The following is a 16,067-nucleotide window of genomic DNA, read 5'->3' on the forward strand; positions in this document are numbered from 1 at the left end:
GCTTCGCATGACCCGCCTAGTAGTGCAGTCAGTAGCGCGAACTTTGTAGTTCGCGTGCCTGAACGACCTAACGGCGCGGGCCACGCGAACTACAAAGTTCGCGCTACTGGCTGCTACAGCGGCTTATTCTGTCACCTGGTGCTCGCGCCGAATGCCGAGCTTCTTCATCCGGGCTTCCAGGGTCTTAGCATTGATATCCAGGATAGCGGCGGCTCCGTTGGGCCCGCTGACCCGCCCGCCGGTACGCTTCAGGGCGGCCAGAATATGGTCACGCTCCTGCTCTTTGAGGGTCTTCAGCGGCTGGTTCTGCTCTAGAAACGACAACGACGGGCCGGCCTGGGCCGCGGCGGCCGAGAAGCCCGCAAATTCCAGAAACGGCCCCTGACTCACGATGACGGACTGTTCGAGCACGTGTTCCAGCTCCCGCACGTTGCCCGGCCAGCCGTACTGCTGCATGGCCCGCAGGTCCCGCTCGCGCAGGCCGCGCACGGGCTTGCCCATTTGCTTAGTAAACCGCTCCAGAAAGTGGCGCATCAGCGGCTCAATATCCTCGGGCCGCTCCCGCAGCGCCGGCAGCCGGATGGGAAACACGTTGAGGCGGTAATACAAATCGGCGCGGAATCGGCCAGCGGCTACTTCGTCTTCCAGCACCCGGTTGGTAGCCGCAATGACTCGCACGTCGGTGTGAATCACGCGCCGGCCCCCGATGCGCTCAAACTCCTTTTCCTGGAGCACGCGCAGCAGCTTGGCCTGCAAGTCGAGCGGCAGCTCGCCCACTTCATCCAGGAAAATGGTGCCGCCGTCGGCCAGCTCAAACTTGCCGATGCGCCGGTCGTGAGCCCCGGTAAAGGCGCCTTTCTCGTGCCCAAACAGCTCGGATTCAATCAGCTGAGCGGGCAAGGCAGCGCAGTTGAGCTTAATCAGGGCCCGTTCCTTACGCGGAGAAAGGTTGTGCAACGCCCGGGCCACCAGCTCCTTGCCGGTACCGGTTTCGCCCGTAATCAGCACCGTCGTATCAGTGGGCGCTACCTGGGCAATGCGGGTCTGAACCTGCTGCATGATGGCGCTCTGGCCCACAAAATCCTCGAACTTGGCCGTGGTGTTGATTTCGTCGATGAGGTAAGTTTTTTCCCGCTCCAGCTGGGCCCGCAACGCCTCAATCTGCTCGAAGGCGTACAGGTTTTGCATGGCCAGCGTGATTTGCGGGGCCAGGCTCATTACCAAAGCCAGGTCGTCGGCGGTGAAGGCGTCGGGGCGGCGGGCGGCTAGTACAAGGGCGGCAGCATGTTCGGCCTTGTTCCAGAGTGGCACGCCCAGCATCGAGCGGGTGCCGTTCTTTTCCATGGCATACTGCAGCATGCGGTAGCGGCGGGCGGCCAGCTCAAACTCGGGCCCAGTAAACATAACCGGCTCCGTAAAGGCCCCAATGATTTCGGCTTGCATCTGCTCCCGCTCGGGCACACCTTCCCAGCGGCTTTCATCCAGGAGCAGAAACGTACCGTCGGGCTGCTTTGAAAATTCCACGAAGCCCTGGGTGCCCGTAGCCGGCCGCCGAATCCGGACGCCGAAGTAGTCGATGGCCACAATCCGGTCAATTTCCTCGGCTACAGTCAGAAACAGAGCTGCCCGGTCTTTGCGGCTGAGCAGAGCGTTGTTCACCGTCAGCTGCAAAGACTTTTCCCGCTCGCGCCGGGCTACTTCCTCGTAGGCCATGGTATTGCTGACGGCCACGGCCACTAGGCTCCCAATCTTTTCGAGCAGCGTAAAGTCTTCGGGGGTAAATTCAGGCCGGCGCCGGGCCGCCATCGAGAGCAAGCCGATAAGCTGCCCGCCGGTACGCAGGGGCACAAACGTGGAGTAGATTATGCCGCGCTGCTGCATCAGCAAGAATGGCATAAACTCCGGGTAGTTGGGCGTAATCTCCCGGATGTCGACTACCTGTACCCGGGGGTCGCGCACAAACAGCTCGGTGGGTGACCCGGGTACCGGCGTAGGCTGAGCCATCTGCTCGGCGTAGGGCGGCACGTCGCCCATATAGTCGCGCATAAACAGGCGCTTGAACTGATGGCCAGCATCTAGGGTCACTACGGCAATCATGTCGAACGGGAAAATCAACCGAAGCTTTTCCGTGACAATCTGAAACAGCTTTTCCTTACTGCGGGTAGTAGCAATAGCCTCGTTCAGATACAGCAATAAGGACTCATCCTGGTTTGGCATAACAGTAAGATTTTCCTGAAATAGCAGGACTTAGTTTTAGGATTTCCTGATATATGAGGATAACAGAATAGGGGAAAGATAGTTTCTGCCGTAACGCAGCAAAAAAATAATCGTTGATTCTACGCGTATAAGGCCGTTTTTAAGGAAAATTAATGCGGTTTTAATCGGTTGGCACACGGTTAGGTAAAGGGCGGGCACCAACAAGCTGTATTCCGATGCTTTCCCGACCAACATTTGCTGCTCCGCTTTTAGCCCTTGGGCTAGCCTCGGTAGCCGGCACGGCCCACGCACAAGGGCCGATTATCGCTGATTCTCTGGCCTTAGATGGTACTATCCGGGCGGTGCTGGATGCCAACCCCGCTATTACGACCCTCGAAGAAGAAGTAAACGCGGCTACCAGCCGGGTAACCCAGAGCCGGGGCGGTTTTCTGCCCCAAGTAACGGGCACGGCCACCTATACCCGCATCGACCCGGTGGTGAAGCTGCAGATAGCGCCCGACGCGCCCGCCTTCCAGTTTCAGCCCAACAACAACTACGACGCCCACATCACCCTGCAATACGGGCTGCTGGACTTCGGCAAGAAGGACGCCACTTACAACCTGGCCGAAAGCCGCCGCATTACGGCCGTTGACAACATCAACGTGACTAAGCGCGACCTGGCTTACTCGGCGGCGCAGGTGTACTACAACATCCTGTTCGTGCGCGAGAGCATCAAGGTGCAGGACGCCCAGATTGCCTCCCTGCGCCAGCACCAGCGCGAAATGGAAAAGCGAGTGGAAGGCGGCGTCAGCACCAAGTTTGACGTGACGACCACGCAGGTGCGCATCACCCAGGCCCAAAACACCCGCATCGACCTGGAAAATCAGCTCCAGAACCAGCAGGTGCAGCTGGCCCGCCTGCTCCACAAGCCCGAGTATACGAACGTGCCCGTGCGCGGCGCTTTCACCTACAACCCCCAGGCGGTGGACGTGAATGCGGCCTTGAACCAAGCCGTAGAAAACCGCCCCGAGGTAAAGCTGGCCCGCGACGCCGAGCAAAGCGCCAACCTCAACCTGAAGCTTATTGAGCGCAGCAACATGCCGGTGCTGGGCATCGGTGGCCAGGTAGGCGCCAAGAACGGCTACCAGCCCGAGCTTAATAAAATCCGGCCCAACACCGTGGGCGTGGTGCAGCTGAACGTGCCCATCTACGACGGTAACCGCAACAAAAACCAGCGCGTGGAAGCTCTGGCAAACATCCGCGGAGCGCAGTCGCGCATTCAGGACACCCAGGAGCAGATCCGGGCCGACGTGCGGCAGGCCGCCAACAACCTGCAGTCGAGCACGGCGCGCTACGAAAACGCCCAGGTGCAGATTGCCCAGGCTACCGACGCCCTGACCCGTGCCAAGGCCCGCTACCGCTACGACGTAGGCACCAATCTCGACGTGCTGGATGCTGAGACCTCCCTGGCTCAGGCCCGCCTGGCCCGCCTGCAGGCTATTTATAACTACACCCTGGGTCAGTACCAGCTCAAGCGCGCCACCGGCGAGCAGATTTGGTAACGGTGAGGTGGTGAATTGGTGAACTGGTGAGTTGTCGTGCAAGCGGCACTAACTGCACCACCAAAACCTCAAACTCACCATTTCACCATCTCACAATTTCACCTCGTATGACTCTCTCGCTCATTTTTTGCCCGATTGACTTCTCGGTGGCTACGGCGTCATTGGTGGCGTATGCGGCCACCTTGGCGGCGGGAGCGAAGGCCGAGCTGCGGCTCCTGCACGTGCTGCAGCCACAGCCGGCCCTGGCTACCGACAGCTCGGACCTGGCCCTGGCTTCCCAGATGGCCCACCACCGGGCCGCGGCCGAGCAGCTGGGTGCCCACGTGACTACCAGCCTGTTGCGCGGAGAAGCCGCCCCTGAAATCGTGGCGGCGGCCCGTCGCCACGCCGCTGATTTAATCGTAATAGGAGCACACGGCCAAACCGGGCTGACCCGCTTTCTGATGGGCAGCACCGCCGAGGCCGTGGTACGCACGGCTCCGTGCGCTACACTGCTCGTCAACGCGCAGAGCACCGGTGAATTCCGGAAGTCTGCCTAACGGAACGGCCGCGCCCAGGCCGGCTTTCCAGCTTACACACAACAAAACGAACAACTACTTACTGACCCATTTCCATGGCAACTCCCGTTCAACAAGATCAGGCCACGGCACCTCACCAGACTTCAGCTCCAGTGTATGAGCCGGAAGAGCAGGAAGGCCGCTCGAAGCGCCCTTTCATCTTTATTATTCTAGCGCTGGTATTGCTCGTTGGCGGATATTTTGGCTATCAGCGCTACCAGTTCGGCCAGGCCCACGAGGAAACCGACGACGCCCAGGTGGAAGGCGACGTATACCCAATTCTGCCCCGCGTAGCTGGCCCCGTGCTGGAAGTAAAGGTGGAAGACAACCAGCCCGTGAAAAAGGGTGACGTCCTGGCCATTCTCGACGCGGCTGACTACCAGCAGCGCGTAAATGCCGCGGAGGCCGCCCTGGCCGCTGCTCAGGCCAACGTAACGGCTGCCCGTGCCGGCGTCGGCACGGCCTCGGCCAACGTAAGCACCGCCCAGGCTACCATCGGGGTGAGTGACGCCAACCGCTCCCGCCTCGAAAAAGACTTGAAGCGCAGCGCCTTCCTGCGTAAGGAAGACATCATTCCGCAGAGCGAATACGACGCGGTGCAGGCCAACCTGAAGTCGACCAGCGCCCAGCGCGCCACGGCGCAGCAGCAGGTGCAGGTAGCCCGCCAGCAGGTGGCCGCCGCCCAGCAGCAGGTAGCCGTAGCCCAGGCCGTGGTGAAGCAGCGTCAGGCCGACCTCGACAACGCCAAGCTGCAGCTGAGCTACACCACCATCACGGCCCCGGCCAACGGAGTAGTAAGCAAGAAGAACGTGCAGCCCGGCCAGATTGTAAGCCCTGGCCAGCAACTCATGGGCCTGGTAGCTTCCGAGAAAACCTGGGTTATTGCCAATTTCAAGGAAACCCAGCTGGAAAACATGAAGGTAAACCAGCCCGTGACGGTTGAAGTGGATGCATACCCCAACGAGGAGTTTGTGGGCCACATCGAGTCGCTGTCGGCTGCTACCGGCGCCCGTTTTGCCCTGCTGCCCCCCGACAACGCCTCCGGTAACTTCGTGAAAGTAACCCAGCGCGTACCCGTGAAAATCGTGCTCGACAAAGCTGACCCCGAGCACCCGCTGCGCGCCGGTATGAGCGTGACGGCCACGGTAAAGGTAAAATAAGTTTAGTACGGGGGCTTAGGGTGGGCGCACGGTCATCGGTGATGATCCTGCCCGCACTAAGCCCCAGTATTTTAAACCTTAAGTACTACAACATTGGAAACCGGATTTACCAAGTGGATCATCGTTATTACGGTGGTACTCTGCTGTTTGCTGGAGCTTATCGACACGAGTATCGTGAACGTGGCTTTGACCCAAATGATGGGCAACCTCTCAGCTACCCAGCAGGAAGTAACCTGGGTAATTGCCTCCTATGGCATTGCCAACGTTATTGTGATTCCCATGACGGGCTTTTTGGCTGAGCAATTCGGCCGCCGCAACTACTACTTTGTGTCGGTGGTAATCTTCACGCTGGCTTCCATTGCCTGCGGCCAGAGCACCAACATCTGGGAGCTGGTGGCTTTCCGCTTCATTCAGGGCATCGGGGGCGGCGCGTTGATGGCTACTTCGCAGGCCATCTTGATTGATACCTTTCCGCCCAAGCAGCTTCCGCTGGGTCAGGCCTTGTTTGGCATGGGTGTTATCATTGGCCCTACCATCGGCCCAACGCTGGGCGGCTACATCGTGGATAACTACGACTGGCCCTGGATTTTCTACGTCAACGTGCCCGTAGGCGTAATGGCCTCCATCTTTACCATCCTGTTTATCCGGGACCCGAGCGGATCAAGAATGCCATTCCGCGGCCGTTGCGGGAAATTGACTGGGCCGGCATTTTTCTGCTGATTCTGGGCGTGGGCTCCTTGCAGCTGGTACTGGAGCAGGGCGAAACCGAAGACTGGTTTGAAAGCGCCTATATCAACAGCTTTACGGCCTTGGCTATCATTGGAATGGTGGGTTTTGTGTGGCGGGAACTCACGGCCGCGCAGCCCATCGTGGATCTGCGGGTGCTGGGCAAGAGCCGCAACCTGGCCGTCGGCGCGGTGCTCTCGTTCGTGCTGGGCTTCGGCATGTTTGCCTCGGTGTTCATCTTCCCGATTTTCACCCAGCGCATTTTGGGCTTTAGCGCGGCCCAAACGGGCTATATCCTGCTGCCTGGTGCCTTGGCTTCGGGCATGATGATGCCCATCATCGGCAAGATGCTGCAGGCCGGCGTGCCCCAGAAATACATGATTCCGGTGGGCTTCTCTATCTTCTTCGTCTTCACCTTCTGGATGGCCAAAATCATTTCGCCCACCGCCGGTGAGGAAGACTTCTTCTGGCCTTTGATGGTGCGCGGCCTGGGTATGGGCCTGATCTTCCTGCCCATCACGACCATGAGTCTGGCTGGTCTGAAGGGCAAGGACGCAGGCCAGGCGGCCGGTCTCACCGGTATGATTCGCCAGCTCGGCGGCTCGTTCGGAGTAGCCATCGTGGGTACCTACCTAGAGCGTAGCATTGCCCAGAACCGCATCAGCCCGCTGGCTCATATCTCGCTCTACGACACCAACACGGTGCAGCGCATTCAGGCATTCACGGCCAACTTTATGTCGCGCGGCTTCTCCTTTGAGCAAGCCCAGAAGCAGGCTTATGCAGCCCTGGAAGGCATTCTGATGAAGCAGGTTTCCATTATTACCTACTCTCAGGTGTTCTCCATGATTGGCCTGTTTTTCGTGGTCTGCCTGCCGCTGGTGCTGTTTATCAAGCGTGCCAAGGGCGGTGAAGCCATTGACCTAAATGCCGCTCACTAGCGGTGAGATGGTGAAATGGTGAGTGTCGTTCTGGCAACGCTTACTCAGCTTATAAAAGGCAGTCGTGCTTAGCGCGGCTGCCTTTTGCTTTTTCGGGAGAGTCTGTTGTCAAGGACAGTGGAGCTGCGCGCGTTAGAAAACTGCCTGTCGACTTGTGGGCAAGCGCTACTCGAAGGCTAGAAAGGCCTCCGGGCAACTCGGGAGGAGCTGCATGAATTGCAAAAATGCCTCCGAGTACTCGGGACAGGCTTTCCAAACTTCAAAAATGTTTCCCGAGTACTCGGCGTGGGCTTTTCGAATTATAAAAGGCCCTCCTGAGTACTCGGGGTGGGGTGCACGATTCGCGCAAGTACTCCCTGAGTACTCGGGCCCGGCTACCTGAAATCCGTAAGCCTCTCCCGAGTACTCGGGAGGCATTTTGATCTTATTGGAACGGCACTAAAACCCTGAGTCGACCTAAAAACGAAGCCCCGTCGTGCGTCACGACGGGGCTTTGCTATACGATTAGGAAAGAGCAAGCGCCGGGTTGACAACTCACCACTTCACTAGCTCACAATTTCACCACTATTGGTACTGAATGTAGAGAGGCTTTGGGGTAAGCTGGGTCAGGACCTCGGTGGGGGTCATGATGTGGTGGGGCTTGGGGCGGGCGTCGTACTCGTAGAACAGCTTGAAGCCGGTGTACTGCACGGGCTCGGTCTGGATGTAGTCGTGGTAGGAGTCCTTTTTCAGGGTCGGCTCGCCGTGGCCGTCCATGTGCATCACCACCTGCACGCGCGGGTCGAGCTTGATGTTTTTGTAGTTGGTTACCATTTTCCGGGTGAAGCGGTGCACCGTCAGAACCTTGGGCGGGAGCTTGTTTTCGCTCACGATGCGGGCCAGGAAGTTGATGGTAAAGTTGATGTCCTTGGCGTCGAGGGTACCAATTTTCTGGTTGGGACGCACGCCGGGCATGGTCGAGAGCGAGAATTCGGGGTCGATGCCGAGGTGAATGTCGGGCTGCTTGAGGTACTCAGTGAGTTTGGGCAGTTCGGCTTCCAGGGTGCTGTGGCCGGGCTGCACGTCCAGAAACAGGATGCAGTTATGCTCCCGGGCCCAGGAAATTACTTCCTCAATGGTGGCCTTGGAGTTCATCAGACGCCATTTGCCGTCCTTGCCGGGCGTGCCCTGGGCCGTGATGGTGACGTTGTGCAGGGCGGCCTGCACCGGAATGCTGGGGTCGGCGGCCTGCCATTCCTTCAGCACGCCTTCAAACTTGCGGAACATCTGCTCCTTGGGCTCCCGGCCCAGAATACCCATGCCTTTCGAGCGGATGTTGCCATAGAAAGCCACGATGCGCTTACCCGGCAGAATGGCGCCCGGCAGCTGCCCGCTTTTTCGTACGATGGAGTCGGCCTTGAGCGAGTCGCGCAGCATAGCCTGCTTTTTCAGGGCTGCGCTGTCGATTACAACGGGCTTGGTAGGCACTTCTGCGGTGGCCTTGGTGTCGGCTGTTTCCCCGTCGGAGCGGGTGCCGCAGCTGGCAAAAGCCAAAGTGAACATCAGGCCCAGGGCTGGTAGAAATGGGCGGGAAAAGCGGGTAGAAGAAGACGTGGGCGACACTGAAGCAAGGTAACGTTGAAGGCAAGACTGGTCAGCAAGTTACGGCTTTTTGCAGGGAACCCGCCCGAAAGAAATGCAGAATGCTCCACCAAGTCTACTTAGGCAGCAGCCCACAGACTATGCAAATAGCAGTTCCAGCGGGCCGAATAACGGATTAAGACGCGGGATAAACATATTTTTGAGTCTTCCTGCGGCAGGTGTAAATAGTCTTCATTTTCGTGCCGTCGGAATGAAATCTTTTAAAGGACATGGTGTTATGCAAAGGCAAATCAACCGTATCCTTCCAACGTGATTCTTAAGAAAGTTAACTTTCGTTTAGCTCGCCTGGCGTTTCTGCTATGGGCCGGTGTAAGCACGGCTTCCGGCCTGAGCTGCACCAAAGATGCCGCCACCCCGCAGGCCGCGGCTCCCGAAACAACCCCGGCCGCTGCCCCTCATTTGGTCAGCAGCACGCTGATCGGGGAATACTCGCCTGCCGTGCTGGCCGGGCGCGTCAAGGATATCCCGCTGGTAGGGCCCTGGTAAAGTACCCGATTCGGGTGTACCGGCTAACCTATACGACCCTCGACAACAGCGGCAAAAGCATCACGGCCTCCGGGGCCCTGCTGGTGCCGGTGAGCACCCAGGCCATGCCGCTGCTGAGCTACCAGCACGGCACCATCCGACCCGACGACGAAGGCCGTGCCCCTTCTTACTACACCACGAGCAGTGAGGTATACTCGGCCGTGTCAGTGCTGGCTTCCACGGGCTACATCGTGTCGGCTCCTGACTACATTGGCTACGGCGCTTCCAAAAACTTGCCGCACCCGTACGAGCACGCCGCTTCCCTGGCCTCGGCTTCCCTGGATATGCTGCGGGCCGCCCGCGAGTTTGCGGCCAAGGAAAAGGTGGCGCTCAACAGCAAAAACTTCCTGTTGGGTTACTCTGAAGGCGGTTACGCCACCCTGGCCCTGCACAAGCTGATTGAGGAAAAAGCCGCCACCGAGTTTACCGTCACGGCCAGTGCGCCCGGCGCGGGTGCCTACCACAAAACTGCCTTTGCCGACTACATCCTGAAGTCGAACGAGCCGCTGAACTTCCTGAGCACCTACGTGTGGGTGCTGGATACTTACAACCGCACCTATGGCCTGAACCGGCCCATCAACTACTACGTGAACGAGCCCTGGGCCACCCAGCTCCAAACCAACCTCTACGGCGAAGTGCCCAGCCGCGCCAGGAGCTGTTTACGGCCAAGTTCCGCCAGGGCATTCTGGAAAAAACTGACCAGCCGATGCTAGCCGCCTTCCGCGACAACGACATCTACGACTGGCAGCCAAAGGCTCCGCTGGCTTTGTTTCACGGCACCGCCGACGACTACGTGCCGTTCTTCAACTCCCAGGATGCCTACAACGCTATGAAAGCCCGTGGCGCCACCCAGGTTACGCTGCGGCCCATTGCAGGGGGCAACCACTTCTCCTCGGCGCCCAACTATACGCTGCAGGCCTTTGCCTTCATTTCGCAGTATTACTAAAGAGTCGTAAAGCGCCGCCCCTAACAAAACAGCGCCACTTCCCGGCTGGGAAGTGGCGCTGTTTTGTTAGGGGCGGCATTAGCGTTATTGCACGGTAGGTGTAGGAGTCAGGGCCTGCCGCGTCCAGGAACCAGCCAGGGCGGCCAATCCACCGACCAAACCGCTGAGCACGGCCGCCAGGATGACTACGGCCCAGCCGTTGCCGCCGAGCGGGAGCAGTTGAGCAACCCGGTCGGCCAGGATGCCTTCATTCTTGACGTTGAACCACACGGCCAGCATAAACCAGCCCATGCCCACTCCGTTGAAGCCCGCCATAAACGCCCGGCCGCCGGGCGCCGGTAGCAGGAAAGCGGCGGCAAAGCAAATGGGCGTGACAATCCACCAGGGAAGAAAAAATTGCGCTACGGCGCATACAACGAAGATTACTAGAAATAAACGCATACCAAGTAATGGTTAAAATGGTAAACAATTGGGGTAAGATAGAAGATATAAGTTACTTCTGCAGCGTCCAGGCGGCCTGCACCCGCGGGTGCTTTTCGTCGGCGGTGCGCAAAAAAACCAGCTCAGTGAGTTGCCCGGCGCTCCAGGTGTCAATCAGGTTCTCGTAGTAGGCTGAGCCCGGGTTGCCCGACTGCCCGCCGGGGTACACACCATACGCCTGCACCTGCGGGCCCAGGGCCACCACCATCCGCCACGACGGGCCGTTGCGCTGGGAGGTGGCATTCACGATGCCAGCTCCGCCGCCCACGTTCAGATCCATGCGGCCGAAGCCGGGGAGTTGGGCCAGGTGCAGAATGTCGGTGCTTTTCTGGTTGGCCCAGCGCCAGTCGTTGCCCAGGGCGCCAAACTTGCGGGTGAGCGAGTCGGTGGCAAACTGCAAAGACTGCAGCGCCAGGGTTTCCAGGGTTTCTTTGGCCGGGGTGCGCCGGTCATCAATCCAGCGGGAGGTGGGCTCCTGCAGCAGCAGCGTATTGGTCCGGTCCCGGCTGGGGTTGCGCATTTCCAGGCCGGTAGCTTTCAGCCCGAAATCATCATCCCAGAGCCGCTTCACCAGGTTGGCGTACCACAGCTCGAAGATGCTGGGCCCGATGGCGTCGGCCTCGTAGAAGTAGTTCCAGCGGCTGAGCTCGTCGTACACCCGGCGCTCGGCTGCCGGCAACTGCCCGGATTGTACCAGGCTCAGCATCCGGGGCAGCATCAGCTGGGCGTTCAGGTTGAGGTTGTCGTTTTGGAGCAGGCGCAGGCTGTCGGGTGTTACGCGGCTCATGCTGGCCAGCCGCTCATTGATGCGGTGCCCCCGCTCGTAGCTGGCGTACTGCCAGTTGAGGTAGTAGGGGTAGTCGGGGCCGGCCGAAAACTGGTTGGCCGAGCTGACGAAGCCCCGGGCCGGGTTTTTCACGTGCGGATTCTGGGCCTGCGGAATCCAGCCCTGCCAGTCGTAGGCCGGGTCGGTGCCGTCGAGAATGAACTTGCCCTGGTTGCGCCACTTCAGCGGAAACCGCCCGTTGGGCCAGATGGCAATGTCGTTCTGGCTGCTGGCGAAAATGAAGTTCTGGGCCGGTGAGCCGTAGCTGGTCAGGGCGGCAGTGTAGTCCTGGTAGTTCTTAGCCCGGTTCAGCTTATAAAAGGCCAACACCTCGTTGTCGGCGTCGTGGGCCGTCCAGCGCATGGCGTGCCGGGTGGGTGTTTCGGTCAGAAAACTCTTTTCATCCTTGTCGTACACGATGGGGCCGTGGTGGGTGTAGAGCACCGTATCGTACCGGTCGGGCTGACCGCGCACCACAATGTGCTCCACCTCCCGGCGCACCGGTTTCCAGCGCCCGTCGTGCCAATACTCGCGCTGGGAAGCATCCTTAAACTTGAGCTGGTAGAAGTCGAGCACGTCGGCGGCCACGTTGGTCACGCCCCAGGCCACCTCGTTGTTGAACCCGATAATCACCGTGGGGGCGCCCGGAATCGTGACGCCGTACACATTTACCCCGGGGCTGAGAGTTGTACCTGGTACCAAATGCTGGGCAGGTTGAGCTGCAAGTGCGGGTCGTTGGCCAGAATCGGGAAGCCCGAGGCCGACTTTTTGCCGTCCACGGCGAAATTGTTGGAGCCCAGCTCTGGGTCGGGCTCATTGCGCTGGACCTTATCCGACATGGCCGCCGTGAAGGAAGGCGGCGTAGCCGGAGCCGGCAAGGGCTTGAAATCGAGTGGCGTACCAACCGGCACAATCGGGTCTTCGCGCTGCGGGTAATCGGGAAACAGGTCTTTCACCACCGCCGGACCGTACTTGTTCAGGGCGTTGGACAGACGCATATCGTCGGAGCGGCCACTCAGGTCGAAGGCCATGTACTTGAGCAGCAATGAGCTTTTTATCGGGGCCCAAGCCTCGGGGCGTAGTCCAGCAGCTTGTACTCGAACGGGTAGTCGCGCGGGCTCAGGCTCTGGATGTAGGCATTGATACCGTCGGAGTAAGCCGTGAGTACCGTGCGGGTCGTGAGGTCGGCCAGCATAGCCGCCGTCGACTTCTCGGCCCCGAACTTCAGACCCATGCGGCGGAAGAACCGGTCGGTTTCGAGCCGGGCCGGCCCCACAATTTCCGACAGCCGCCCGGCTGCCACGTGGGTCACGAAATCCATCTGCCAGAGCCGGTCCTGGGCCGTGAGGTAGCCCTGGGCAAAGTACAGGTCGTGGTCATTCTGGGCGAAGATGTGAGGCACGCGCTTATCATCAAAGCGCACCTGCACCGGCTGCTGCAGGCCGGGCAGCGTCAGGGTGTGGGAAGAGGGAAAGCCACTGGCGGGCTCAGCATTGCGCCAGAAGCCCTGAAACGGGCTCAGAAACTTGCCGAAGGGCGGAATGTCGCCGTGCTTGGTGTTCAGCACCCAGGTCAGGGCCAGGGCAATAGCAGTAGCTAGAAAGGCTTTAATCCACTTCATGGGCCGGGTGGGCGGGGCGTAGCTAAAAATGAGAACTGGCCGCCGGGAGCACCCAGGCGGCCAGTATAATTACTAGTTAAAAACGATTATTGCGCGGCAGCGGCCGTTTTCGGGAAGAAAATCTGGAAGCCAACAGATATACCCCAGTTATTGATGCCGGTGCCTTGCAACTGGGTACTGTTGCGGCGGTAGTACGGTTGTACTTCTAAGGCTACCATAGGTGAGATAAAATAATCGTAACCCACGCTCACACCCAGAGTGCGGTAATCACCTTTGCTTTTTCGCTCAAAGCTGTTCTGCAATTCATCAGTTGTGCGCGCCGTAAAGCCTGTAATGCCATACGACGCCTGGCCAAAAAATTTGTGCTTCTCGGCCTCTACGACGTAGTAGCGGGCAAATGGCGCTACCCGATAATCAAACACATTTGATTTCGTACTTGCGTAGTCCTTGTAGCGAAGCAGGGAGTAAGCCAGATTTACTTCCGCTCCCAGGGCTAAACGGTTCACAACAAAAAAGCCGACTGTAGGGGTAATGCCAATGGAAAATTCCTTGGCGTATCCGCCTCGGGCAGTATTGTAGGAAAGTTGGGAAAGGCTGGTCCCTACCATCAGGCTGCCTTTCTCGGTTTGAGCAAAGACAGTGGTTGCAGCGGCTAATAAGACACTGGTAGCGAATAACTTTTTCATGAAAATGGAAGGTTGAAACAAGAGTAATGTGAGGCGAAACAAAACAAAAAAGGCCACATAGCGTGGCCTTTTAACTGTTTCAACGGAAAAATTATTGCGGAGCTACAAGTTCTCGGCCTGCCGCACCATGCCTGCAATGCCTAGCTCCTTGAGGCGTAGCTTTACGGCTTCGGCCTCGGCCTTGTCGGCAAATTGGCCCACGATAACCCGGTTGTAGGGCTTACCGTTCTGGGTGCTTTCGGCAATGGTCACGGTCAGCTTTTCGTCCAGGGCCTGAATTTTAGCTTGCACGTTCTGGGCGTTGCGCGGGTCGCCGAAGGTACCGGCCTGGACCACGAAGGTCGGCGCCGGGGCGGGCACTACTACCACATCGGCGGCTTCGGTGGCGCCGGCCACTACGTCGGTCAGGGTCGTAACCGCAGCCAGCGTGGCTACAGCCGAGTCGGAGGCCAAGGCGGCCAGGTTTTCGGGCGCATCCGTCGGGCCCAGGGGCGTGTCGCTGGGTACTACCTCAGCCACTACCGATACGGCGCCGCGGCGCACGATGTCCAGGGGGCGGGCCGCTACCTCCGAGAGGTCCAGAATCCGCTCGTGGCGGAAAGGGCCCCGGTCGGACACCCGTACTACCACGGACTTGCCGTTGGTGGGGTTGGTTACGCGGAGCTTGGTGCCGAAGGGCAGGGTTTTATGAGCGCAGGTATACTTAAAGCGGTCAAACCGTTCGCCGTTGCTGGTCCGGTGACCCTGATGCTCGCGTCCGTACCAGGAGGCCCGGCCGCGCATCACTACGGAGCGGGAAGCCGAGGCCGAGGCCGGTTTTTCTTCTTCAAAACGCGTAGCCCGGGCTGCTTGAGGGAGGGCCGTGAACAATGCAAAAAGCAGGGCCATCATCAAGCCGGAAACATGCAGTCGTGTCGGTATCAACTTCATTCGTTTGCTGGTTGGTGAGCATAACAAAGCTAGAAGAGGATTCCATACTGCCTAACCGATTCCAACGCCATTAGTCAACCATCACCGGGCTACATTGTGTTTTTTTGACAAAATTTGCATTTAATTAATTGCCTCAAAAGGCCGAAAATCACCGATTGTGTTTCATTGAGGCGGATTTTGCACTATTAATGGAGGGTTGGCGAATGCCGTTAGAAATAAGACTATGCGCCGGTAAAAAAATTTTGGCATTCACTGCTCAGCTATCTTCGGAGCCGTGTTGCACATGTCCCGGAATTTCCCTAAGGGTGTAAGCCGGCTGGTTGCTGGCTTTTGCCGTACTTTGCCCCATGGATTTTGGCCGCCTTTCCGACCTGCGCTACGTTGATTTTCGCCTCCCACCCGACCACCCCGACACGGCGGCGGTGCTGGCCCGGGCGCAGGCGGCCGGGCCGGTTACGCCCCGTATATATATAGGGTGTCCGATCTGGACGAATAAGGCCTGGCTGGGCTCGTATTTTCCGGCCGGTATCAAGGACCCCGACTACCTGCACCACTACGCCCGGCAGTTCAACAGCATCGAGCTGAACACAACCCACTACCGGATTCCGGACGCGCCCACCGTGCGCAAATGGCGCGACGCGGTGCCCGGCAGCTTCCGCTTCTGTCCCAAGCTGCCCCAAAGCATCAGCCACGAGCGGGAGCTCTACAACGCCGACGAACTGACGACGACCTTCTGCCGCTCCATCAGCGGGCTGGACGAGCGGCTGGGAATGGCGTTTTTGCAGCTGCCGCCCACCTTTGGCCCCGAGCATCTGCCCCGGCTGGAGCGTTACCTGCTCGACTTTCCCGACTACGTGCCCCTGGCTGTGGAGCTGCGCCACCCGGCCTGGTACACCAACGCGAGGCAGCGTGACGCGGTGTTTGCCATGCTCGAAGCCCTGGGCAAAACCCTGGTGCTGACCGACGTGGCCGGCCGCCGCGACGTGCTGCACCAGCGCCTGACCACCCCCGTGGCCTTTATCCGCTTCAATGGGCACGGCCTCGTTGGCAGCGACTACGAGCGCGCCACGGCCTGGGCCGAGCGGATTGCGGGCTGGCTGCAGGCCGGGCTGCACACGGTGTACTTCTTTATTCACCAGAAAGACATCATGCACTCCCCGCTCTGGGCGCAGTTTTTCATCGAGAAGCTGCACGCCCTAACCGGCTTGGAAGTACCGCCGCCGCATATTATTCCGCAGCCGGTGCAGGGGAGCTTGTTTTAAGCTTCCGCCAG

General features: G+C 59.2%; 14 protein-coding genes and 1 pseudogene. 9 read left to right on the forward strand and 6 right to left on the reverse strand.

What is annotated here, in order from left to right:
* Positions 1-123: 123 nt before the first annotated feature.
* Positions 124-2,217: a sigma-54-dependent Fis family transcriptional regulator gene (locus MUN79_RS06615; protein WP_244676947.1), complete on the reverse strand. Its 2,094-nt coding sequence runs from the start codon at positions 2,215-2,217 to the stop codon at positions 124-126.
* Between the two features lie 215 nt (positions 2,218-2,432).
* Between MUN79_RS06615 and MUN79_RS06620 the strand changes: the two genes are divergently transcribed.
* The 5 genes from MUN79_RS06620 (at position 2,433) to MUN79_RS06635 (ending at position 7,139) form a co-directional block, all read left to right on the forward strand.
* Entirely contained in the window at positions 2,433-3,758 is a 1,326-nt protein-coding gene (locus MUN79_RS06620) for a TolC family protein (protein ID WP_244676948.1), read from the forward strand.
* 107 nt (positions 3,759-3,865) lie between these two features.
* Positions 3,866-4,297, forward strand: coding sequence for a universal stress protein (locus tag MUN79_RS06625; RefSeq protein ID WP_244676949.1), 432 nt, complete (start codon positions 3,866-3,868; stop codon positions 4,295-4,297).
* Positions 4,298-4,371: 74 nt separating this feature from the next.
* The gene (locus MUN79_RS06630; RefSeq protein ID WP_244676950.1) at positions 4,372-5,475 is read left to right on the forward strand and encodes an HlyD family secretion protein; all 1,104 of its coding nucleotides are present in this window, start codon (positions 4,372-4,374) and stop codon (positions 5,473-5,475) included.
* 93 nt (positions 5,476-5,568) lie between these two features.
* Positions 5,569-6,195: an MFS transporter gene (locus MUN79_RS29890; protein ID WP_262922999.1), complete on the forward strand. Its 627-nt coding sequence runs from the start codon at positions 5,569-5,571 to the stop codon at positions 6,193-6,195.
* Positions 6,159-7,139 carry an MFS transporter gene (locus MUN79_RS06635; protein WP_262923000.1) on the forward strand — a complete coding sequence of 327 codons (981 nt, stop codon included), beginning with the start codon at positions 6,159-6,161 and terminating at the stop codon, positions 7,137-7,139. The genes MUN79_RS29890 and MUN79_RS06635 overlap by 37 nt, the downstream gene beginning before the upstream one ends.
* 564 nt (positions 7,140-7,703) lie before the next feature.
* On the opposite strand, the gene MUN79_RS06640 is transcribed toward MUN79_RS06635, so the two are convergent.
* Complete coding sequence (locus MUN79_RS06640) at positions 7,704-8,741, reverse strand: hypothetical protein (protein ID WP_244676951.1); 1,038 nt, start codon at positions 8,739-8,741, stop codon at positions 7,704-7,706.
* Positions 8,742-9,029: 288 nt separating this feature from the next.
* On the opposite strand from MUN79_RS06640, the gene MUN79_RS06645 reads away from it, so the two are divergent.
* From MUN79_RS06645 to MUN79_RS06655, 3 genes are read left to right on the forward strand one after another with little or no spacing between them, the layout of a single operon-like run.
* On the forward strand, positions 9,030-9,266 hold the full coding sequence (locus MUN79_RS06645) for a hypothetical protein (protein WP_244676952.1): 237 nt from the start codon (positions 9,030-9,032) through the stop codon (positions 9,264-9,266).
* A gap of 14 nt (positions 9,267-9,280) precedes the next feature.
* Positions 9,281-10,018, forward strand: coding sequence for an alpha/beta hydrolase family protein (locus tag MUN79_RS06650; protein ID WP_244676953.1), 738 nt, complete (start codon positions 9,281-9,283; stop codon positions 10,016-10,018).
* Entirely contained in the window at positions 10,012-10,251 is a 240-nt protein-coding gene (locus tag MUN79_RS06655; RefSeq protein ID WP_244676954.1) for an alpha/beta hydrolase family protein, read from the forward strand. The genes MUN79_RS06650 and MUN79_RS06655 overlap by 7 nt, the downstream gene beginning before the upstream one ends.
* An 84-nt stretch (positions 10,252-10,335) precedes the next feature.
* Here the strand turns inward: MUN79_RS06655 and MUN79_RS06660 are convergent, their stop codons facing one another.
* The 4 genes and pseudogenes from MUN79_RS06660 to MUN79_RS06675 all read right to left on the reverse strand — a co-directional run bounded on the left by MUN79_RS06660 (position 10,336) and on the right by MUN79_RS06675 (position 14,755).
* The gene (locus MUN79_RS06660) at positions 10,336-10,692 is read right to left on the reverse strand and encodes a hypothetical protein (RefSeq protein ID WP_244676955.1); all 357 of its coding nucleotides are present in this window, start codon (positions 10,690-10,692) and stop codon (positions 10,336-10,338) included.
* A gap of 52 nt (positions 10,693-10,744) precedes the next feature.
* Positions 10,745-13,178, reverse strand: a pseudogene (locus MUN79_RS31715) (penicillin acylase family protein).
* Positions 13,179-13,264: 86 nt separating this feature from the next.
* Positions 13,265-13,864 (reverse strand): outer membrane beta-barrel protein, encoded by a 600-nt coding sequence (locus MUN79_RS06670; RefSeq protein ID WP_244676956.1) that lies wholly within the window; start codon positions 13,862-13,864, stop codon positions 13,265-13,267.
* A gap of 102 nt (positions 13,865-13,966) precedes the next feature.
* Positions 13,967-14,755 carry a septal ring lytic transglycosylase RlpA family protein gene (locus tag MUN79_RS06675; RefSeq protein WP_244676957.1) on the reverse strand — a complete coding sequence of 263 codons (789 nt, stop codon included), beginning with the start codon at positions 14,753-14,755 and terminating at the stop codon, positions 13,967-13,969.
* Positions 14,756-15,141: 386 nt separating this feature from the next.
* Between MUN79_RS06675 and MUN79_RS06680 the strand changes: the two genes are divergently transcribed.
* A complete protein-coding gene (locus MUN79_RS06680; RefSeq protein WP_244676958.1) occupies positions 15,142-16,056 on the forward strand; it encodes a DUF72 domain-containing protein in 915 nt (304 codons plus the stop codon).
* The last annotated feature ends 11 nt before the right edge of the window (positions 16,057-16,067 follow it).

The sequence above is a fragment of the Hymenobacter cellulosilyticus genome, assembly GCF_022919215.1.
In the GTDB taxonomy this organism is placed as follows: domain Bacteria; phylum Bacteroidota; class Bacteroidia; order Cytophagales; family Hymenobacteraceae; genus Hymenobacter; species Hymenobacter cellulosilyticus.